Genomic DNA, 20,373 nt, shown 5'->3' on the forward strand with positions numbered 1-20,373 from the left:
TGCGCAGAGAAGCGCCGCCAGAGAGTGATGATCGCCCGGCTTAGCGCAGCGCAAGCCGGGAAAATGCTGAACCTAACGCGCCAGATTATCGTAGCCGCGCCAGCGATAATTGAGCACCGACAGCGCCCAACAGGCGACAAACAGCCCGACCACCACAAACCCGGCGTCGCCGAGGTTGTCGTTTAACGCCCCTACCCAGCGCCATATTCCGCCGCTGAGCGCAAACTTATCCATCAGCAGACCCAGCGCTTCCAGGCCGCCGATAAACAGCGCCACCACCACCGAAGTGCCGGTGATGGTCATGTTGTAGTAAAGCTTGCGCTGCGGCTTGCTGAACGCCCAGCCGTAGGCGCCGACCATCAGCACGTTATCGAGGGTGTCCACCAGCGCCATGCCGCTGGCGAACAGCGCCGGGAAGACCATAATCGACCAGACGGAAATCCCGCTCGACGCGCCGGCGGCGGAGATGCCCAGCACGCCGATTTCGGTGGCGGTATCAAACCCGAGGCCGAACAGGAAACCGACCAGGTACATCTGCCAGCTACGGCTGACCAGACGAAAGGTTTTGCCAAACAGCCAGCTCATCACCCCGCCGCCGCTGACGATCTCGTCGCTCAACGGCTCACCCCGCTTCCACGCCCGAAAGCTACGCCAGACGCTGCGCAATATCACCAGGTTGATAAAGGCCATCGCCAGCAGAAACAGCGCCGACACAGCGGTGCCGATGACGCTACCGGTGTCGTGCAGCCAGTTCATCTGCGCGCTGAAGGCCGTGGCGGTAGCGGCAATCGCTGCCGAGGCCAGCACCACAATCGACGAGTGGCCCAGCGAGAACCAGGCCCCGACGGCGAAGGGCCGCCGCCCCTGCTGCATCATCTTGCGGGTGACGTTATCAATCGCCGCGATATGATCGGCGTCCACTGCGTGGCGTAGGCCGTAGCCCCAGGCCAGCAGGCTGGCGGCCATTAGCGCGCCGCTGTCGCCAAAGGCCTGCAGCGCCCAGCACCAGGCCAGTAAGTTCGCCGCGATCAACCCCAACACCAGGCCCGCGGCGCGCGGCTGCTGGCGTAAAACTGTCATTATCATTGTTGTGTTCCTTGAGCCTGAACGCGAGCGGCGGCGATCACCGCCTGACCATAGGCGATTGCGCCGTCGCCGGCCGGCAACTGCTGCGCAAACAGCAGAGTAAAATCCGCCAGATAAAAGGTCAATCGCGCCGCCAGCAGACGGTTATGCAGCACCCCACCGCTGCAGACAATCGTGTCGATGCCGCGGGCAGTCGCACAGTCGCGGGCCATCGCCGCCAGTCCGCAGGCCAGGGCGTCATGAAATGCCCAGGCTTTTTGCGCCGGGCTCGCCTGCCAGCGCAGCCACTGCCGCCAGAAGGTGGCCAGGTCCAGCGCATTGCCGCGCCACGGCAGCGTGACCGGATGGCTGACGCCGGGGCAGCTGGCGGCCAGCGCCTCCAGCCGACAGGCCGCCTCCCCCTCATAGCTCAGGCTCTCCGGGGCGCAGTCCAGCGCGCAGGCGACGGCATCAAACAGCCGTCCGCAGGACGAGGCGCGCGGCGCGTTAATACCGCGGTCGATGGCCTGCGCCAGCAGCGGCCAGTTGCGCTGGCGCAGCGTACCGGTCTGCGGGTAATCCTGCCAGTCAGGGACAAAAGCCAGGCACTGAGCCAGCAGATTACGCCACGGCTGACGCGCCGCCAGGTCGCCGCCCGGCAGGGCGACAGCCGGCAGCCCGCCGAGATGTTCGCACTGGCGATAGTTAACCCGCAGGCACTCCCCTCCCCATAGCGCGCCGTTCTCCCCCATGCCGATTCCGTCGAGGATCAGGGCGATAACGTCTCCGCCGTCGAGCGGCCAGCGGTGCTCTGCCAGGCACGCCGCAGCGTGAGCATGGTGATGCAGCACGGTCTCCACCGGCAGCGGCAGAGCCGCTCCCCACTGCGTCGATCGATAGCCAGGATGGGCGTCAACCACCACCCGCTGCGGCGCAAAGGCGAAGATGTTCTGCATCAGCTGCAGCGCGCTGCGCCACTGCTGCTCGACGCCCTCCTCGCCAAGATCGCCGAAGTGCTGGCTGAGAACCGCTTCGCCCCCGCGCGCCAGGCAGAAGGTGTTTTTCATGTCCGCGCCCAGCGCCAGCAGCGGCGGCACCTTGTCCAGACCCGGCGGCAGCGGCAGCGCATCCGGGACATAGCCCCGGGCGCGGCGCAGCATTTCTCCGCTCGAGCGCACCAGAGAATCATCCAGCCGCTGCACGATGTCGCGGTTATGGAGCAAAAAGCCGTCGGCGATGTCGGCTAAGTCGTTGAGTGCTTCAGTATTACTTAACGCCGGCGGGCGGCCGCTAAGGTTGCCGGAGGTCATCACGATAGGGCGCGCCAGCGCCTGCAGAAGCAAATGCTGCAGCGGATTAGACGGCAGCATCACCCCAACTTCCGCAAGCCCTGGCGCAATCTCGTCGCACAGGCCGGAGACCTGCGCTTTGCTAATCAGTACGATGGGCGCCGCCGGGGAGCCCATCAGCGCCACGGCGTCGGCAGGTAACCCCGCCGCAGAGGGCAGCATCACCGCCAGCGGTTTCGCCGGACGGTGTTTCCTCGCCCGCAGCGTGGCAACAGCAGCGGGGTTGCCGGCGTCGCAGGCCAGATGAAAGCCGCCGACGCCTTTTATCGCCACGATGTCGCCCGCCGCCAGCCGGGCGATAGCCGCCTGCAGCGCCGCCTCGCCGCGCCGCACTTCACCCTGGGCCCGCCACTCCAGCCGCGGCCCGCAGTCGGGGCAGGCCACCGGCTGGGCGTGAAAGCGGCGATCGGCGGGATCGCGGTATTCCGCCTCGCAGGGCGGACAGAGGGGAAACGGCGCCATCGCGGTAAAAGGCCGGTCGTAAGGCATGGCACGAATGATGGTCAACCGCGGCCCGCAGTGGGTGCAGTTGATAAAGGGGTAGCGATAGCGGCGCGCCCGGGGATCATTCATCTCCGCGAGGCACGCCGGGCAGGTCGCGGCATCGGGCACGATCTGGGTGCGCATCCGCCCCGCCCCGCTCTCGCGGATGGTGAAGCCCTGCGGCGGAGCCGCCCAGCGATAAGGGACGCAGTCGGCGCTGTCGACCCGCGCCAGCGGCGGGCAGTGGGCAGCGAGGGCGGCAGTAAAACCGTCATCGCCCCCGGCCAGCCGCACCAGAACGCCCTCGCCGTCGTTACAGACATCGCCGCAGCGAGCCTGCCTCTGAGCCAGCTGCCAGACAAAGGGGCGGAACCCCACCCCCTGCACCTTACCGCGAATGCGGATTTGCACCCCGTTCATGCCAGAGGTTACCAGGCCAGCGCCGTGCGGCGACGTTTCTCTTGGTTCATCTGCTCCAGCTTGTTGCGGTCTACGCAGACCAGGGCGTGCGTCGGGCAGACCTCCATGCAGGCCGGGCCGCTGTCGCGGTGGAAGCAGAGATCGCACTTGTTGGCTTCGGCTTTTTCCGCCACGACGTTCAGTCCGGCGCCGCTATGGCGGATCACCGGCCGCACCACTACCTCCATCGCCCCGTACGGGCAGGCGACGACGCAGGTTTTGCAGCCGATGCAGCGCTCCTGCATCACATGAACAAAGCCTTTATCGCGACTGATAGCGCCGTTCGGGCAGACGTTGGCGCAGGGGGCGTCCTCACACTGACGGCAGGCGGTGGCCGTGGAGACATTGACCCCTTTTATCACATGAATACGCGGCTGAAAGGTGTGCGGCGTCAGGGAGGCGCAGTCCTGATGTTCCTGATGGGACACCACGCAGGCCACTTCGCAAGTGCGACAGCCGATGCATTTGCTCGCATCGGCGATAATGAAACGGTTCATCCATTTCTCCAGCAGTAAGAGGGTTAGGCGCCGGAGTATGCATAATACGTTCCAATTTTTATATTATTGATAATAAATAGATTTTAATCGGTGATGCGCTGTCATCGTCAGTAGTGACGATGACAGCTGACGACGTCAGGCGCAGGGACCCGCCACCAGCGACTCACGCTCGATCAGCGCCCCTGGGAAACTCTGCTGAACATTGAATTCCCCGCCATCGAGCATAAATATCAGGCGATTAATGCTCTCTTTAATCATCTCCGTCACCGGCACCCGGACGCTGGCGAGCGACGGCACCATGTACGGCGCCAGCACAATATCGTCAAACCCCACCACCGAGACCTGCTCCGGCACCTTAATGCCCAGCTGGTGAAGCTGCTTCATCGCCCCGATGGCCATATCGTCATTGCTTGCCACCAGCGCGCTGTAGGTCACCCCGCGCTGACGCAGGCTCTCCACTGCCGCCGCGCCGGTTTCCGGCGTCCAGCGCCCTTCGGCGATGAGCGCCTCGTTCAGGGTAATGCCGTGGCCAGCCAGCGCGTCTTTGTAGCCGGCAAGACGCTCAACGCCGGTGGGCGAGTCAAGGGAGCCGGTAATAAAAGCGATATCGCGGTGGCCCAGGGCAATCAGCCGCTCCACCACCCGCATCGCCGACGCTTTTTGATCGGACCAGACGCAGTGGCTGGCGTGGCGGCGCAGGCGGCGGTTAAGCACCATGATCGGCTGCGAGTGGTTCTCAACGATCTCATCCATCTCGTCGACAGTGAGAAAACGCGGGTAGATGATGATCGCATCGCAGCGCAGATCCAGCAGGTACTGGATCGCCTCCCGCTCCTCTTGCGCGCTGTGCTTGCCATCCGCGAGGATCAGCTGCCGCCCCTTGTCCTCGGTCATCCGCGCCACCTGATACAGCAGCTCGCTGAAATAGACGCCGTGGTACAGGGTATTGGTCACCACCAGGCCGAGGGTTTGCGTGGTTTTGGTCGCCAGGTTGCGCGCCAGCAGATTCGGTCGGTAGCCGCTCTCCGCCACCGCCTTAAACACCCGGTCTTTGGTCTCCTGGCTGACATAGCCGTTGCCCGACAGCACCCGCGACACGGTCGCCTTCGATACCCCCGCGCGCTTAGCGACCTCCAGCATCGTTGCCATGTGATTCTTCCTGTTGCAAAAGTTGCAGGCAGTGTACTGCACGTTTCCCGCTTTTACAGCACTCCCCTGCTCACCGCGACGATTAGCGATCAAAATCACAAAACTGAGATCATATTTTTTTATTTCTTGTGAAATCAAATGAAACTCACCATGATTTTGTGGAACCGGTTTCCTATAAAGCATGGTATCGCCCGGCGATGCGGCGCGGTAACAGATCAGTACCCTATTGATAAACAGGATAAAATCCGATGTCGAAAAATTATGCAGCCCTGGCGCAACAGATAGTCGCGGCATTAGGCGGAGTCGATAACGTCGTCGCCGTGACCCACTGCATGACTCGTCTGCGTTTCGTGGTCAAAGACAACGAACAGGTCGATAGCCCTACACTGAAAGGCCTGACCGGGGTGCTCGGCGTCGTGCGCAGCGATAACCAGTGCCAGGTGATCATCGGCAACACGGTCTCACAGGCCTATCGCGAGGTGGTGAATCTGCTGCCCGGCGACCTGCGCCCGGTCGAGCCGCAGGGCAAAGCGCCGGTCACCCTGAAACGCATCGGCGCCGGGATCCTTGACGCGCTGATCGGCACCATGTCGCCGCTGATCCCGGCGATTATCGGCGGATCGATGGTCAAGCTGCTGGCGATGATCCTTGAGATGAGCGGCGCGTTGCCGAAAGGCTCGCCGACGCTGACCCTCCTGACGCTTATCGGCGACGGCGCATTTTTCTTCCTGCCGCTGATGGTGGCCGCCTCCGCGGCGGTGAAATTCAAAACCAATATGTCGCTTGCCATCGCTATCGCCGGGGTGCTGGTGCATCCCGGGTTTATCGAATTAATGGCCAAAGCCGCTCAGGGCGAACACGTTGAATTTGCCTTTATCCCGGTGACCGCGGTGAAATACACCTACACGGTGATCCCGGCGCTGGTGATGACCTGGTGCCTGTCGTATATCGAACGCTGGGTGGATCGCATTACCCCGGCGGTGACGAAAAACTTCCTTAAGCCAATGCTGATCGTGCTGATCGCCGCCCCGCTGGCGATCCTGCTGATTGGCCCGCTCGGCATCTGGATCGGCAGCGCCATTTCCGCGCTGGTCTATACGATCCACAGCTATCTCGGCTGGCTGTCGGTGGCGATCATGGGCGGGCTGTGGCCGCTGCTGGTGATGACCGGCATGCACCGGGTCTTTACGCCGACCATCATTCAGACCATCGCCGAAACCGGCAAAGAGGGCATGGTAATGCCGTCGGAGATCGGCGCTAACCTGTCGCTCGGCGGCTCTTCGCTGGCGGTGGCGTGGAAAACCAAAAACCCGGAACTGCGCCAGACGGCGCTGGCCGCCGCGGCATCGGCGATTCTGGCCGGGATTTCCGAACCGGCGCTGTACGGCGTGGCGGTGCGCCTGAAACGCCCGCTGATCGCCAGCTTGATCAGCGGCTTTATCTGCGGCGCGGTGGCGGGTATCGCCGGACTGGCCAGCCACTCGATGGCGGCGCCGGGGCTGTTCACCAGCGTGCAGTTTTTCGATCCAGCCAATCCAATGACCATCGTCTGGGTGTTTGGCGTGATGGCGCTGTCGGTAGTGCTGTCGTTTGCCCTGACGCTGATCCTCGGCTTTGAAGATATTCCCGTTGAACAGGCCGCCGCCGACGCCCGAGCGCGCCAGGCCCAGGCCCAGGCAACCCACGCCTGAACACATCATTGATAACGAGGTAACGCATGGCGAGTTTCCCACAGGGATTTTTATGGGGCGGCGCACTGGCCGCCAACCAGTCTGAAGGCGCATGGCGCGAAGGGGGGAAAGGGATGGCCACCGTGGATACCCTCCCCCACGGCGCCCACCGTCTGCCGGTAAAATTAGGCCTGGAGAAGCGCTTCACGCTTCGCGAAGACGAATTCTACCCCAGCCACGAGGCGATCGATTTCTACCACCGCTACAAGGAAGATATCGCCCTGATGGCGGAGATGGGGTTCAGCGTCTTTCGCACCTCCATCGCCTGGAGCCGCCTGTTCCCGCGCGGCGACGAGCAGCAGCCGAATCCGCAGGGCATCGCCTTCTATCGCTCGCTGTTCGAAGAGTGCAAAAAGCACGGTATCGAGCCGCTGGTCACGCTGTGCCATTTTGACGTGCCGATGCACCTGGTAATGGAGTACGGCTCCTGGCGCAACCGCAAAATGGTCGATTTCTTCAGCCACTACGCCCGCACCTGCTTTGAAGCTTTTGACGGTCTGGTGAAATACTGGCTCACCTTCAATGAAATCAACATCATGCTGCACAGCCCCTACTCCGGCGCCGGTCTGGTGTTTGAAGAGGGAGAAAACCAGGAGCAGGTGAAGTATCAGGCCGCGCATCACGAGCTGGTGGCCAGCGCGCTGGCGACAAAAATCGCCCACGAGATAAACCCGCAAAATCAGGTCGGCTGCATGCTGGCGGGCGGTAATTTCTACCCTTACTCCTGCAAGCCGGAAGATGTCTGGATGGCGCTGGAGAAGGACCGCGAAAATCTGTTCTTTATTGACGTCCAGGCGCGCGGCGCCTACCCGGTGTGGGCCGCGCGGGTGTTCCGGGAAAAGGGGGTCACCATTGCGAAGCAGCCGGGCGATGACGAGATCCTCAAAAACACCGTCGATTTCGTCTCCTTTAGCTACTACGCCTCACGCTGCGCCTCGGCGGAGATGAACGCCAGCAACACCAATGCCGCCAATATCGTCAAGTCGCTGAAGAACCCGCACATTCCGGCCAGCGAATGGGGCTGGGGCATCGACCCGCTGGGTCTGCGCATCACCATGAACATGATGTACGACCGCTATCAGAAGCCGCTGTTCCTGGTGGAAAACGGGCTCGGCGCCCGGGACGAGATCGACGCCAGGGGCGAGATCAATGACGATTATCGTATCAGCTACCTGCGCGAGCACATCAAGGCGATGCGCGACGCCATCGGCGACGGTATTCCGGTGCTGGGTTACACCAGCTGGGGCTGTATCGATCTGGTCTCGGCGTCAACCGGCGAGATGAGCAAACGCTACGGCTTTGTCTATGTCGATCGCGACGACGCCGGCAACGGCACGCTGGCGCGCAAGCGTAAAAAGTCGTTCTTCTGGTACCAGAAGGTAATAGCCAGCAACGGCGCCGACCTCGACTAAGCGCGTCTCCGGCGCTCGCCCGTCTCCCTGCGCTGGCCGGGGGCCGGGGGACGGGCGTCTGCTTTCTGTTGCATCCATTACATGTTTTTTTCTCGAGCCTGATTCCAGTTTCTGGTTTGCCTCCCGTTCACAACAACTGGTATTTTATCCAGTATATTTTCAGGGGTATCTTCAGCAAGGAGCAAATCATGAACGCACAGCATCCCCCCGCAGCCAGAGGGATCGTCAGGGCCATTCGCCAGTTAACCGTGGGTTATGTCAGAAAACGCCATGAGAACCGCAAAACGCGGGAGACGCGGCGCTACACCCGCCACGCGGCCCTGAGCCTGAACGGCGACTGGCTGGAGCAGGCGGGATTTCCGGTCGGCACGCAGGTCAGAGTCTCGGTGTCGCCCGGTAAATTAGTGATAGAGAATCTTGAGCTGGCGCCGCCGGTAACGGGGCTCCCGGCAGGCCAGTCGTGCGCCGTCGGGGAGCCCTGATCGCCGCAGGGTTAATCGTCTGCGGCCTCCAGCCGGGCAAAGCCGCCGTGGTCCTGCCAGCCTGCCAGCTGCTGGTATACCCGGGCAACGGCCTCTTTCACCGGCTGGGTCATCGGATAATAAAAACCGACGATATCCGGCTGAATGCCGAGGAAGATCACCTCGCCGACGTCCTCTTTCAGCTGATCGACCAGATAGTTGAGCGGCATGTTATGGGTGGTCATCATAAACATCTCGGCGATGTCGTCGGGGTCGATGACGCGAATGTCGCCGGGGTTAAGGCCCATGTCGGTGGCATCAACAATCAGCAGGCGTTCGGGGCGTAATTCACGGATCGCCACGATGTCGTTTTCCGGCGCGCTGCCGCCGTCGATGACCACCCACTGGCCGGCCGGGTTCGCCGCGCACATCTCCGCCAGCAGCGGGCCGGCGCCGTCGTCGCCCATCATGCTGTTGCCAACACAGAGTAAAACGTCAGTCACGTAATCTCCTCACCATCAGATAGATGGCGCTCTCCTGGTGAATATCATGCAGCATGCTGAGCATCGCTTTGCTCCACGCCTGCTGCTGCGGGGTCTGCGCGGACTGCGCTTTATCAAAGGCGTTGGCCAGCATCGCCACATGGCTGCTGTCGATGACGATTTCGCCATACTTCGGCACGCCCTCCATTTTGCGCCGCGCGACGCTCCCGGCCTCAAGGGTGGCGATCCACGCCAGATACGCCTCCCACGGGCAGCTCAGCGCCGCCTCAAGACAGTCGATAACGCCGAGGTGGTGGCCAATCACCAGGCTGTAATAGACCACCTGCTGCGCCTGATCCGGCGTGGCGTCGTTCTCATCAATAAATTTACGGCTCAGCTGACTGAACACCACCGTCTCGCTCATCGGATACGCGCCCCCTCGACCACCTGGTTGAGATGGGTGACGATCTCGGTCAGACGCGGATCTTTCTCCGCTTCCAGCCAGCGCAGCACCTGGCTGTCGCCCTGGCCGAGCAGACGCATATAGTCGTCAGCAATCTGCCGGCCATAGCGATAGCCCGCCAGACGCCGCGCTTCGCGGTCGATGCGCACCCGCAGGGGTTGCACCATATCGGCGTGCAGCAGCTCGGTCGGCTGTTCGTCAAGCTCGCCCGGCAGGCGGGCGTGAATTTTCTGCTCCAGCAGGCCGAGGGCCATGGCGAAGCCGTACAGGGTGGCGGCGGGCGTCGGCGGGCAGCCCGGAATATAGACATCGACCGGTACGATTTTATCGGTACCGCCCCAGACGCAGTACAGGTCGTGGAAGATGCCGCCGCTGTTGCCGCAGGCGCCGTAGGAGATACAGATCTTCGGATCCGGCGCCGACTGCCAGGCGCGCAGCGCCGGGGAGCGCATCGCGCGGGTCACCGCCCCGGTAAACAGCAGGATATCGGCATGGCGCGGCGAAGGCACAACCTTAATCCCGAAGCGTTCAGCGTCGAACAGCGGCGAAAGGGTGGCGAAGATTTCGATTTCGCAGCCGTTACAGCCGCCGCAGTCGACGCGATAAACGTAGGCGGAACGTTTGATTTTCTTCAGCAGCGAGGCCTTCATGCTGGCGATGGATTCATCCACCGTCATCGGCACCGGAATGCCGTTTTCATCGCGCGGGCCAAGTAAAGTGCTCATCAGCTGGCCTCCCTTATGTGGCGGGTCAGTTCAATACGATCGGACGGCACCAGACATTTCTGGCGCTTGCATTCCGGGCAGGTTTCGAAGCTTTCGCGGTGCAGCTCGGCGCGGGTATCGCCGTTATGCTTGAGCAGCGCGATGGCGTAGTCGATCTCCTTTTGCACCGCGAACGGCCGCTGGCACTCCCGGCAGTGGCAGATAGCGAAGCGCGACTGCTGAAGGAAATCCTCTTTCTTCCACACCGCCAGCTCATACTCCGGCGACAGCTTAATCGCCGCCGTCGGGCAGACCTCTTCGCAGCGGCCGCAGAAGATGCAGCGCCCGAGGTTGAACTGCCACGCCAGCTGGTTAGTGGCCAGATCGGTCTCGACCATCAGGGCGTTCGATGGGCAGGCATTCACGCAGGCCGCGCAGCCGATACACTGCTGCGGGTTATGCTCCGGCTTGCCGCGGAAGTTTTTATCTACCGGCATCGGCTCCAGCGGGTAGGCGTGCGTCGCGGTGCCGGTCTTAATGACTTTTTTAATAAAGGTAAACATGGCGATTCCTTATTTCAGCGGCGAGTTTTTACGCTCGATGCTATAGCGCTCCAGCTCTTTGTACGGCACCACTTTGCTCTTCTTCTTGCGTACATCGACCACGGTCATGCGGTCGGTACAGGAGTAGCACGGGTCGAGGCTGCCGATGATCAGCGGCGCATCGGAAACGGTGTTGCCGCGCAGCATGTAGCGGAGGGTCGGCCAGTTGGCGTAGGTCGCCGCCCGGCAGCGCCAGCGGTACAGTTTTTGGTTGTCGCCGGTCATGCTCCAGTGGATATCGTCGCCGCGCGGCGCCTCGGAGAAGCCCAGCGCGAAGCGGTGCGGGATATAGGTGAACCCTTCCACCATCAGCGGACCGCCGGGCAGGTTATCGAGACCGTAATCAATCATGTTCAGCGCGGTATAAACCTCGTTGATCCGCACCTTGAGGCGGGATATCACGTCGCAGCCCTGCTCGCTGTGAACCTCCATCGGCAGCAGGCCGTAACCGACGAACGGATGGTCGGCGCGGGTATCGCGGGCGTGGCCGCTGGCGCGCACCATCGGGCCAACGTTACTGAAGTCGCGGGCGATTTCCGGGTCCAGCCGGCCAATGCCGACGGTGCGCTGCTCCATGTTCGGGGTGCTGAGCAGCATATCCACCAGCTCCTGCACATCGCGACGCATCTGCTGCGCCAGCTGACGGGTCTGGATCATGTCCTCTTTCAGCAGGTCGCGGCGGATCCCGCCGATCAGGTTCAGACCGTAGGTTTTACGCGCGCCGGTGAGGATCTCCGCCATCTTCATCGAGGTTTCGCGCACGCGGAAGAACTGCATAAAGCCTGAGTCGAAGCCGGTGAAGTGGCAGGCCAGACCAAGGTTCAGGAGGTGCGAATGCAGGCGTTCCACCTCCAGCAGAATGGCGCGGATCATCTGCGCCCGCTCCGGCACCACGATGCCCATCGCGTTCTCCACCGAGGTGGTATAAGCGGTACTGTGGGCGAAGCCGCAGATGCCGCACACGCGGTCAGACAGGAAAGTCACTTCGTTATAACCCATGCGGGTTTCCGCCAGTTTCTCCATGCCGCGGTGGACATAGAACAGACGGTAATCGGCATCGATAATGTTCTCACCGTCAACGAACAGGCGGAAGTGGCCGGGCTCATCGGAAGTGACGTGCAGCGGGCCGATCGGCACCACGTTGTTTTTCTTGCTGCCGAGCTCGTTGATGAACTCGTAGGTTTCGGCGTCAGTGGTCGGCGCCGGACGCTGGCGGTAGTCCATGCTGTCTTTACGCAGCGGATAGAGTTCGTCCGGCCAGTCGTCCGGCAGCACCAGCCGGCGTTCGTCCGGCAGGCCGACCGGCACCAGGCCGTACATGTCGCGTACTTCGCGCTCGCCCCACACCGCCGCCGGCACGCGCGGCGTCACCGACGGGTATTCCGGTTTGTTGGCGTCCACTTCCACGCGCACGGTGATCCAGCATTTGGTGCCCTGCTCCATCGACAGTACGTAATAGACCGCGTAGTGGCCGTTCAGCTTACGTTCATCGTTGCCGAACAGCACCGACAGCCAGCCGCCCTGCTGGTAGTAGAGAAACTCCACCACTTCCGGCAGGTAATTGACCTTCACGGTGATGGTTAACTGGTCTTTGGTCTGCCAGGCTTCGTCCAGCACCACGCCCGGAAAGGCCTGGTGCAGCGCCGCAAGATAGTGTTGACCGATTTTTTCTTCAGACATGCTCAAACTCTCTTAAATCACGCCACCAGCAAGGAGACGAAGGCTAAAAAGGCAAAACCAAACCCGGCCCAGGTGACGCGGGAGGTGGCACAAAAACGCAGACGCGCCATGCTGTTCTCGAACAGCGCGATGATCAGCACGCCCACCACCAGCTTGACGACGGCCACCACCAGCGCCAGCAGCAGGCCGCCGACGCTGAAGCTGGTCATCTGGCCCCACGGGAAAAAGACCCCGACAAACATCTGCAGCACCACCAGCTGTTTGAGGCTGATGCCCCACTTCAGGATGCCAAAGCCGCTACCGCTGTACTCGGAAAGCGGCCCCTCCTGCAGCTCCTGCTCCGCTTCCGCCAGATCGAACGGCAGTTTGCCCATCTCGATAAAGGTGGCGAAGGCGCAGGCGCACAGCGCCAGAATCAAGGGAATGCTGCGCGCTGCCGGCCAGTGATAAAGGGTATCGGTAATGGTGCTGATGTGCGTCGAGCCGGCGACCTGTGCGGCGACCCACAGGCCCAGCAGCAGGATCGGCTCCACCAGCACGCCGAGCATCGCTTCGCGGCTGCTGCCCAGCGCGGTAAATGGGCTGCCGGTGTCCAGACCGGAAATCGCGAAGAAGAAACGGGCGATGGCGAACAGGTAGATCAGGGTGATGAGATCCCCAAGCACCGGCAGCGGAGAGTCCACCGTCACCACCGGCAAGGCGGTGGCGATGGTCAGCATCACGCCCACCATGACGTACGGCGTCAGGCGGAACACCCAGCCCGAGGCGTCGGGACCGACGCTCTGGCGGCCCAGCAGTTTCAGGATATCCCGATACTCCTGCAGCACGCCCGGACCGCGGCGGTTATGCAGCCGCGCGCGGGCGACGCGAACGATCCCGGATAACAGCGGCGCGACGGCAAACAGCGCCAGCGCCTGTAGCAATGCAATTAACAAACTCATTCTCAGGCTCCTCGCGAAATGACAATCACCACCAGCACCGCCAGCTCAACCAGCGCCATTCCGCGCAGCAGCGCTGGCGCCGAGGCCGATTGCCAGCCAGGCACCAGACGCACCGGATTCAGCCAGTGACGCAGCTTCAGCAGCGGCGCAAAGGCCTCTTTCACCGGCATGGCGAAACCGTGGGCAGTGACCACCATCGACTGTTCGTGATCGTAGCCGCAGACCCAGGCCGCGCCGCGCGAGCGCGCCGCCAGGCGATCGCCTTTAAAGAAGATCATCAACAAGAACGGCAGCAGCGGGCAGGCTATAAGCAGCAGCGCGATCATCGGCTGCGACACCACGCTCGACACCTGGGCCTGCAGCGGGAAGGCACCGCTCACCAGCGGCAGCAGCCACGGCGCGGCGATGCCGCCAACGAGGCAGAAGACCGCCGCCATGACCACGCTCAGGGTCATCAGCCAGGGGGCGCAGGTGGCGTTTTCCGCTTCTTTGCTCCGCGGCGCGCCGAGGAAGGTGACGCCATAGACTTTGGCCATACACATCACCGCCAGCGCGCCGGTGATCGCCAGACCGACCGCCAGCAGCGGCCCCAGCAGACGGCCAATAAACAGGTCGCTGGTGCTCATTTTGAAGAAGGACTGGTAGATAACCCACTCGCCGGCGAAGCCGTTCAGCGGTGGCAGGGCCGCCATCGCCATCAGCCCCACCAGCATGGCGAGGGAGATCAGCGGCATTTTTTTACCGATGCCGCCCAGCTTCTCGATATCGCGATGGCCGGTGCGGAACCACACCGCCCCGGCGCCGAGGAACAGCGTAGTTTTGAACAGGCTGTGGTTAATCAGGTGATACATGCCACCGATGAAACCCAGCACCATCAGCGTGCTGTTGCGGGTGGCCACGCCGGTGACGAAGGCGCCCAGCCCCAGCAGGATAATGCCGATGTTCTCCAGGGTGTGATAGGCCAGCAGGCGCTGAATGTTATGTTCCATCAACGCATACAGCCCGCCGATAAAGGCGGTGATCATCCCCAGCACCAGCAGCATCACGCCCCACCACAGCGGCGGCACGCCGCCGGCCAGCGAAACGGTTAACATGCCGTACAGACCGACCTTCATGACCACAGTGGAAAACAGCGCGGCGGCCGGCGCGCTGGCCCCGGCGTGCGCCTGCGGCGCCCAGCCGTGCAGCGGGATAGCCCCCGCCAGCAGGGCGAACCCCGCCAGCCCCGGCAGCCACAGCAGTGGGCTCTGCATCATATCCACCGCCTGAAGATTGATCTGCGCCAGCTCGAGGGTGCCGTAGGTCGACCACACCAGCCAGCAGGTCCAGGCCATCAGCAACGTGCCGAGACGACCCAGGGCAAACCACAGCTTGCCGGAGGCGGCGCAGCCGGTGAGAAACGCCGCGCAGAGCGCCATGATCTCCGCCATCACCACCAGCGAGCCGATATTGGTCACCACCACCGCACAGGTGGCGGCGGCCAGCAGCAGGTTGACCAGCAGGCCGTTGGCCTTCACCTGCGGGTGGCGATGCCAGCTAATGTTAAACAGCGACACCGGCAGCGCCGACAGGCCAATGGCCAGCAGCCACAAGGCATTCACGCCGCCCACCCGCATCGTCAGATGGAGAAACTGCAGCATGCCGCCGTGGATCCGATCCGGCATCAACAGCGCGGCGCCGCCGGCAACCACCAGCATGGCGCTGGCCACCGCGCCGCCGATCCCGGCAATGGCGCCGCTGAGCGGTTTACGCATGGCAAACACAAAGGCCAGCACGGCGCTGGCGGCGTACCATGTCACCGCCTGATTGACTAATCCAATTACACTCATTCCCTCTCCCCCTGTTGCGCCTGGAACAGCGACAAGTCGCCAAGGTCGGTATTAAAGGTCAGCTGGCGTTTACGCTTGCTGGCCAGGGCGATATCACGGCTATCCACCAGCATCAGCGCTTTGGTCGGACAGGTCCGCACGCAGGCCGGACCCTGGTCATCGAAGTGGCAGAGGTCGCATTTCACGGCAATGGCGCGCACCCCAGGCACCCAGTCGAGCAGCGAGCTGACGCGGGCCGGCGCCGGCGGCGCGGGGGGCGCCAGTCGGGTATTGGCATTGGCCGGAATATCCAGCGGACGGCTGCCGGAAAATTCGATCGCGCCAAACGGGCAGGCGATGCCGCACAGTTTGCAGCTTACGCACAGGCTCTCGTTGAGCTGGACAGCGCCATCGACGCGCTGGATGGCGTTAACCGGACAGACAGCGGCGCAGGGGGCGTCTTCGCAGTGGTGGCACATCTGCGGTGCCGATTCTTTTTCATTACGCATCACCTGCAGCCGCGGCATCGCCTGCAGGCCATGTTGGCGATGCGTCTCAGAGCAGGCGGCTTCGCAGGTGCGGCAGCCGATACAGACAGTGGAGTCAGCAATTACAAAACGGTTCACCGGGTCATCCTCGGGTGAAAGTCACTTTTGACGAAATCAGGTTGCGCAGGTGTCATTTTCGACACATGTCGACACCTTGCGATCAGTGGGTCAGAGCCAGATGGCTTAAGTCCACCGGTTGGTCTTGCTCCATGGCGTCGTACAGACGGTCATAGACGGTGGCGATAATCGCCAGATAGTGCTCCAGCACCTGGTCGCGGGAGCGGTTGCTGATCCGCCCGTCCACCGTGCCATCCGCGGCGAGCGTGGCCTGAGCAATCAGATACTTATCACCGCCGCCTTTGTTTTCGACGTAGTATTCGATGGTGTGGCTGTTGAAGCCTTCCGCCAGGGCGACGAACACCTGAAAATGGCCGAACAGCACGAAGCACAGCTCTTTGTCCGGCGCGCAGCTCATCGCGTGATGCAGGCGGGCTTTCGACAGGGTGATCCCCTGAACCAGCGAGTTACAGTAGATATGCCACTGCTCCTGCTGCTGCCGGTGACGGTCGGCGATGTAATCCGCCTTTTCACTTATTTCCCAAATAGTCATATCGGTTTCTCCGTAGCATGAGATGCACCGTTTAAGCATTTTCCGTGCCACATTTTATTTATTTGATTTAATTATGTTTTTATATTTATCTCCTGCCGACGCGACATGTCGATGACAGCCCCGGCGCGTCGTCATCGACATTTCCCACCGCCATGAGTCTGTTCTGGCATCGTTATTGCATAAAAGGCGCATCGCGATACGGAGGCGACTATGCACGAAATCACCCTCAGCCAGCGGGCGCTGGAAATTATTGAACAACAGGCGCAGCAGGCCGGCGCGCGACGGGTGACCGGCGTGTGGCTTAAGGTCGGGGCATTTTCCTGCGTCGAAGCCAGCGCCCTGACCTTCTGCTTTGAGCTGGTCTGCCGCGGCACGCTGGCGGAGGGGTGTGAACTGCATATCGCCGAACAACAGGCTGAATGCTGGTGCGAACGCTGTCAGCAGTACGTCCATCTTGTCTCGCAGCACGTCCGCCGCTGCCCGCACTGCAATAACGACCAGCTACAGATCGTGGCGGATGACGGCTTACAGATTCAGCGTTTAGAATTGGAGTAAATTATGTGTACGACATGCGGCTGTGGCGAAGGCAACCTCTATATTGAAGGAGACGAACGAAACCCGCATTCCGCGTTCCGCAGCGCCCCCTTCGCGCCCGCCCCACGCCAGACGATGACCATCACCGGCGTCAAAACTGACCACTTCGCCCCCACCCGCACGACAGAGGGCGATCTGCATTACGGCCATGGCGAAGCGGGGACTCACGCCCCGGGCCAGAGCCAGCGGCGGATGCTGGAAGTGGAAATCGACGTGCTGGATAAAAACAACCGCCTGGCGGCGCGCAACCGCGCGCGCTTTGCGGCAAAGCAGCAGCTGGTGCTGAATCTGGTTTCCAGCCCCGGCTCCGGCAAAACCACCCTGCTCACCGAAACCCTCACCCGGCTGAAAGGGCGTGCCGACTGCGCGGTGATCGAAGGCGACCAGCAAACGGTCAATGACGCCGCCCGCATTCGCGCCACCGGCACTCCGGCGATCCAGGTCAACACCGGGAAAGGCTGCCATCTCGACGCCCAGATGATCGCCGACGCCGCCCCGCGCCTGCCGCTGGCTGACCACGGCATTCTGTTTATTGAAAACGTCGGCAACCTGGTCTGCCCGGCGAGCTTTGATCTCGGCGAACGCCATAAGGTGGCGGTGCTGTCGGTCACCGAAGGCGAAGACAAGCCGCTGAAGTATCCGCATATGTTCGCCGCCGCCAGCCTGATGCTGCTCAACAAGGTCGACCTGCTGCCGTATCTCAACTTTGACGTGGATAAATGCCTGGCCTGCGCCCGCGAGGTCAATCCGCATATTGAAATTATCCTCCTCTCCGCCACCAGCGGCGAAGGCATGGACCAGTGGCTCACCTGGCTGGAGACGCAACGATGTGCATAGGCATTCCGGGACAAATTTGCGCCATCGACGGCGTGCTGGCGAAGGTGGAAGTCTGTGGCATTCAGCGCGACGTTGACCTGACGCTGGTGGGCGCCGTTGACGACCAGGGTCAGCCGCGTCTCGGCCAGTGGGTGCTGGTGCACGTCGGGTTCGCCATGAGCGTGATTAATGAAGACGAAGCGCGCGATACGCTCGAGGCGCTGCAAAATATGTTTGACGTGGAGCCGGACGTCGGCGCCCTGCTGTACGGCGAGGAGCGATAATGCGTTACGTTGACGAATACCGCGCCCCCGAGCAGGTCATGCAGCTGGTGGCCCATCTTCAGCAGCGTGCCCATCTGCTGCCGCACACCGCGCAGCGTCCGCTGCGCATTATGGAGGTCTGCGGCGGCCATACCCATGCCATATTTAAGTTCGGTCTCGACCAGCTGTTGCCGGAGAATATTGAATTTATTCATGGGCCCGGCTGCCCGGTATGCGTCCTGCCGATGGGGCGCATCGACGCCTGCATTGAGATTGCCAGCCGCCCGGGGGTGATCTTCTGTACCTTCGGCGACGCCATGCGCGTGCCGGGCAAAAACGGCTCACTGCTGCAGGCGAAAGCCAGCGGCGCCGATGTTCGCATCGTTTACTCGCCGATGGACGCCCTGCGGCTGGCGCAGCAAAACCCGCAGCGTGAGGTGGTCTTTTTCGGTCTCGGTTTCGAAACCACCATGCCCGCCACCGCCCTCACCCTGCGTCAGGCGCGGGAGCGCAACGTCGAAAACTTCTTCTTTTTCTGTCAGCACATCACCCTGCTGCCGACCCTGCGCAGTCTGCTGGATCAGCCGGACAACGGTATCGACGCCTTTCTCGCCCCCGGCCACGTCAGTATGGTGATCGGCACCGAAGCCTACGGCTTTATCGCCAGCGACTATCATCGCCCGTTAGTGGTCGCCGGTTTCGAACCGCTTGATCTACTGCAAGGCGCGGTGATGCTGGTTGAGCAGACAATAGCGCAGCGTAGCGAAGTGGAAAATCAGTACCGTCGCGTGGTGCCGGATGCAGGCAACCCGCTGGCGCAGGCGGCGATGGCCGACGTGTTTTGCCTTGATGGCGACAGCGAATGGCGCGGTCTGGGGGTCATCAGCGACTCCGGCGTGCACCTCACGCCGACCTATCAGCGCTTCGATGCCGAGGCCCATTTCCGCCCGGCGCCGCAGCGCGTGTGCGACGACCCGCGCGCCCGCTGCGGCGAGGTGTTGACCGGTCGCTGTAAACCGCACCAGTGCCCGCTCTTCGCCAGCACCTGCAATCCGCAAAGCGCCTTTGGCGCGCTGATGGTCTCCTCGGAAGGGGCCTGCGCCGCCTGGTATCAATATCGCAGTCAGGAATATGAAGCATGAAAAGCGTCCAGTTAGCCCACGGTAGCGGCGGTCAGGCAATGCAGCAGCTGATCGGCGACCTGTTTATGCAGGCTTTCGCCAACCCCTGGCTGGCGGAGCAGGAGGATCAGGCGCGCCTCGATCTGGCGGCGCTTGCCGCTCAGGGGGATCGCCTCGCCTTCTCCACCGACAGCTATGTGATTGACCCGCTGTTCTTTCCCGGCGGCAATATCGGCAAGCTGGCCGTCTGCGGTACCGCCAACGACGTGGCGGTCAGCGGCGCCATCCCGCGCTATCTCTCCTGCGGGTTTATTCTCGAAGAGGGGCTGGAGATGACTACCCTGGAAGCGGTGGTCGCCAGCATGGCCGATACCGCTCGGGCGGCAGGGATCGCCATCGTCACCGGCGATACCAAAGTGGTGCCGCGCGGCGCGGCGGATAAGCTGTTTATCAACACCGCCGGCATCGGCGCCATCCCGGCGGACGTTCGCTGGGGGACGCAGCAGATCAGCGCCGGCGATGTGCTGCTGGTCAGCGGCACGCTGGGGGATCATGGCGCCACCATCCTTAATCTGCGTGAGCAGATGGGGCTCGACGGCGCGCTGTCCAGCGACTGCGCGGTGCTGACGCCGCTGATCCAAACCCTGCGGCCGCTGCGCGGCGTAAAAGCCCTGCGCGACGCCACCCGCGGCGGCGTCAACGCCGTCGCCCATGAGTTCGCCGTCGCCAGCGGCTGCGGCATTGAACTGCACGAGGCAAAGCTGCCGGTCAACGACACCGTGCGCGGGGTCTGCGAGCTACTCGGACTGGACGCCCTGAACTTCGCCAATGAAGGCAAGCTGGTGATCGCCGTCGCCCGCGAAGAAGCGGAAAATGTACTGACGCATCTACGGTCTCACGCCCTGGGATGCGAGGCGGCGATAATCGGCGAGGTGGTCGCCCGCCCGGGGGTGCGTTCCGTCGGGCTGTACGGCGTGAAGCGGACGCTCGATCTTCCCCACGCCGAGCCGCTGCCGAGAATTTGTTAACGACGGCGTCGGGGCCCGGTTAGCGGCTGGCGCCTTATCCGGCTACAAAACTGCGCGCACTTGTAGCCCGGCTAAGCGCAGCGTAAGCCGGGAAAAGCCAGCATGAGT

General features: G+C 62.5%; 21 protein-coding genes. 8 read left to right on the plus strand and 13 right to left on the minus strand.

The annotated features are described in order from the left end of the window. Positions 1 to 72: 72 nt before the first annotated feature. From GQR96_RS19110 to GQR96_RS19125, 4 genes are all read right to left on the minus strand, one after another. On the minus strand, positions 73 to 1,086 hold the full coding sequence (locus tag GQR96_RS19110) for a HoxN/HupN/NixA family nickel/cobalt transporter (protein ID WP_017899641.1): 1,014 nt from the start codon (positions 1,084 to 1,086) through the stop codon (positions 73 to 75). Next, a complete protein-coding gene (gene hypF / locus GQR96_RS19115; RefSeq protein WP_065905310.1) occupies positions 1,083 to 3,317 on the minus strand; it encodes a carbamoyltransferase HypF in 2,235 nt (744 codons plus the stop codon). The genes GQR96_RS19110 and hypF overlap by 4 nt, the downstream gene beginning before the upstream one ends. 8 nt (positions 3,318 to 3,325) lie before the next feature. Further along, entirely contained in the window at positions 3,326 to 3,853 is a 528-nt protein-coding gene (gene hydN, locus GQR96_RS19120) for an electron transport protein HydN (RefSeq protein WP_004205658.1), read from the minus strand. 135 nt (positions 3,854 to 3,988) lie between these two features. Further along, entirely contained in the window at positions 3,989 to 5,002 is a 1,014-nt protein-coding gene (locus tag GQR96_RS19125; protein ID WP_017899639.1) for a LacI family DNA-binding transcriptional regulator, read from the minus strand. Between the two features lie 248 nt (positions 5,003 to 5,250). Here GQR96_RS19125 and ascF point away from each other — a divergent pair, with 248 nt between their 5' ends. From ascF to GQR96_RS19140, 3 genes are all read left to right on the plus strand, one after another. Then, positions 5,251 to 6,693 carry a PTS cellobiose/arbutin/salicin transporter subunit IIBC gene (ascF, locus tag GQR96_RS19130; protein ID WP_048295440.1) on the plus strand — a complete coding sequence of 481 codons (1,443 nt, stop codon included), beginning with the start codon at positions 5,251 to 5,253 and terminating at the stop codon, positions 6,691 to 6,693. A 26-nt stretch (positions 6,694 to 6,719) separates the two neighbouring features. Then, a complete protein-coding gene (locus tag GQR96_RS19135) occupies positions 6,720 to 8,144 on the plus strand; it encodes a 6-phospho-beta-glucosidase (RefSeq protein WP_023318986.1) in 1,425 nt (474 codons plus the stop codon). Positions 8,145 to 8,332: 188 nt separating this feature from the next. After that, positions 8,333 to 8,626 (plus strand): SymE family type I addiction module toxin, encoded by a 294-nt coding sequence (locus tag GQR96_RS19140; protein ID WP_064178262.1) that lies wholly within the window; start codon positions 8,333 to 8,335, stop codon positions 8,624 to 8,626. Between the two features lie 11 nt (positions 8,627 to 8,637). On the opposite strand, the gene hycI is transcribed toward GQR96_RS19140, so the two are convergent. The 9 genes from hycI to hycA form a co-directional block, all read right to left on the minus strand. After that, complete coding sequence (hycI, locus tag GQR96_RS19145) at positions 8,638 to 9,108, minus strand: hydrogenase maturation peptidase HycI (RefSeq protein WP_064178261.1); 471 nt, start codon at positions 9,106 to 9,108, stop codon at positions 8,638 to 8,640. Continuing rightward, positions 9,101 to 9,511 (minus strand): formate hydrogenlyase maturation HycH family protein, encoded by a 411-nt coding sequence (locus GQR96_RS19150; protein ID WP_069734292.1) that lies wholly within the window; start codon positions 9,509 to 9,511, stop codon positions 9,101 to 9,103. Before GQR96_RS19150 ends, hycI begins: the two co-directional genes overlap by 8 nt. After that, positions 9,508 to 10,275: an NADH-quinone oxidoreductase subunit B family protein gene (locus GQR96_RS19155; RefSeq protein WP_002914891.1), complete on the minus strand. Its 768-nt coding sequence runs from the start codon at positions 10,273 to 10,275 to the stop codon at positions 9,508 to 9,510. The genes GQR96_RS19150 and GQR96_RS19155 overlap by 4 nt, the downstream gene beginning before the upstream one ends. Next, positions 10,275 to 10,817: a formate hydrogenlyase complex iron-sulfur subunit gene (locus GQR96_RS19160; RefSeq protein ID WP_048325491.1), complete on the minus strand. Its 543-nt coding sequence runs from the start codon at positions 10,815 to 10,817 to the stop codon at positions 10,275 to 10,277. The genes GQR96_RS19155 and GQR96_RS19160 overlap by 1 nt, the downstream gene beginning before the upstream one ends. A gap of 9 nt (positions 10,818 to 10,826) precedes the next feature. Beyond that, complete coding sequence (gene hycE, locus GQR96_RS19165; protein ID WP_004205649.1) at positions 10,827 to 12,536, minus strand: formate hydrogenlyase subunit HycE; 1,710 nt, start codon at positions 12,534 to 12,536, stop codon at positions 10,827 to 10,829. 17 nt (positions 12,537 to 12,553) lie between these two features. Beyond that, entirely contained in the window at positions 12,554 to 13,477 is a 924-nt protein-coding gene (locus GQR96_RS19170; RefSeq protein ID WP_004205648.1) for a respiratory chain complex I subunit 1 family protein, read from the minus strand. A gap of 2 nt (positions 13,478 to 13,479) precedes the next feature. Beyond that, positions 13,480 to 15,306 (minus strand): formate hydrogenlyase subunit 3, encoded by a 1,827-nt coding sequence (hycC, locus tag GQR96_RS19175; protein WP_004205647.1) that lies wholly within the window; start codon positions 15,304 to 15,306, stop codon positions 13,480 to 13,482. After that, entirely contained in the window at positions 15,303 to 15,911 is a 609-nt protein-coding gene (locus GQR96_RS19180) for a 4Fe-4S dicluster domain-containing protein (RefSeq protein ID WP_004205646.1), read from the minus strand. The genes hycC and GQR96_RS19180 overlap by 4 nt, the downstream gene beginning before the upstream one ends. An 82-nt stretch (positions 15,912 to 15,993) precedes the next feature. After that, positions 15,994 to 16,443, minus strand: a complete 450-nt coding sequence (gene hycA, locus GQR96_RS19185) for a formate hydrogenlyase regulator HycA (RefSeq protein ID WP_004205645.1) — start codon at positions 16,441 to 16,443, stop codon at positions 15,994 to 15,996. A gap of 210 nt (positions 16,444 to 16,653) precedes the next feature. On the opposite strand from hycA, the gene hypA reads away from it, so the two are divergent. Genes hypA through hypE form a run of 5 tightly spaced genes read left to right on the plus strand, consistent with a single transcriptional unit; the run spans position 16,654 to position 20,265 of the window. After that, positions 16,654 to 16,998 (plus strand): hydrogenase maturation nickel metallochaperone HypA, encoded by a 345-nt coding sequence (gene hypA / locus GQR96_RS19190; protein WP_004205644.1) that lies wholly within the window; start codon positions 16,654 to 16,656, stop codon positions 16,996 to 16,998. A 3-nt stretch (positions 16,999 to 17,001) separates the two neighbouring features. Continuing rightward, the gene (hypB, locus tag GQR96_RS19195) at positions 17,002 to 17,874 is read left to right on the plus strand and encodes a hydrogenase nickel incorporation protein HypB (protein ID WP_004205643.1); all 873 of its coding nucleotides are present in this window, start codon (positions 17,002 to 17,004) and stop codon (positions 17,872 to 17,874) included. After that, positions 17,865 to 18,137: a HypC/HybG/HupF family hydrogenase formation chaperone gene (locus GQR96_RS19200; protein WP_043520714.1), complete on the plus strand. Its 273-nt coding sequence runs from the start codon at positions 17,865 to 17,867 to the stop codon at positions 18,135 to 18,137. Before hypB ends, GQR96_RS19200 begins: the two co-directional genes overlap by 10 nt. Next, positions 18,137 to 19,258 (plus strand): hydrogenase formation protein HypD, encoded by a 1,122-nt coding sequence (gene hypD, locus GQR96_RS19205; RefSeq protein ID WP_065905313.1) that lies wholly within the window; start codon positions 18,137 to 18,139, stop codon positions 19,256 to 19,258. Before GQR96_RS19200 ends, hypD begins: the two co-directional genes overlap by 1 nt. Next, the gene (gene hypE, locus GQR96_RS19210) at positions 19,255 to 20,265 is read left to right on the plus strand and encodes a hydrogenase expression/formation protein HypE (protein ID WP_043520715.1); all 1,011 of its coding nucleotides are present in this window, start codon (positions 19,255 to 19,257) and stop codon (positions 20,263 to 20,265) included. The genes hypD and hypE overlap by 4 nt, the downstream gene beginning before the upstream one ends. Positions 20,266 to 20,373: the final 108 nt, after the last annotated feature.

Origin of the sequence: Klebsiella sp. PCX (assembly GCF_021869705.1) — a bacterium.
Classification (GTDB): Bacteria; Pseudomonadota; Gammaproteobacteria; order Enterobacterales; family Enterobacteriaceae; genus Klebsiella; species Klebsiella quasipneumoniae.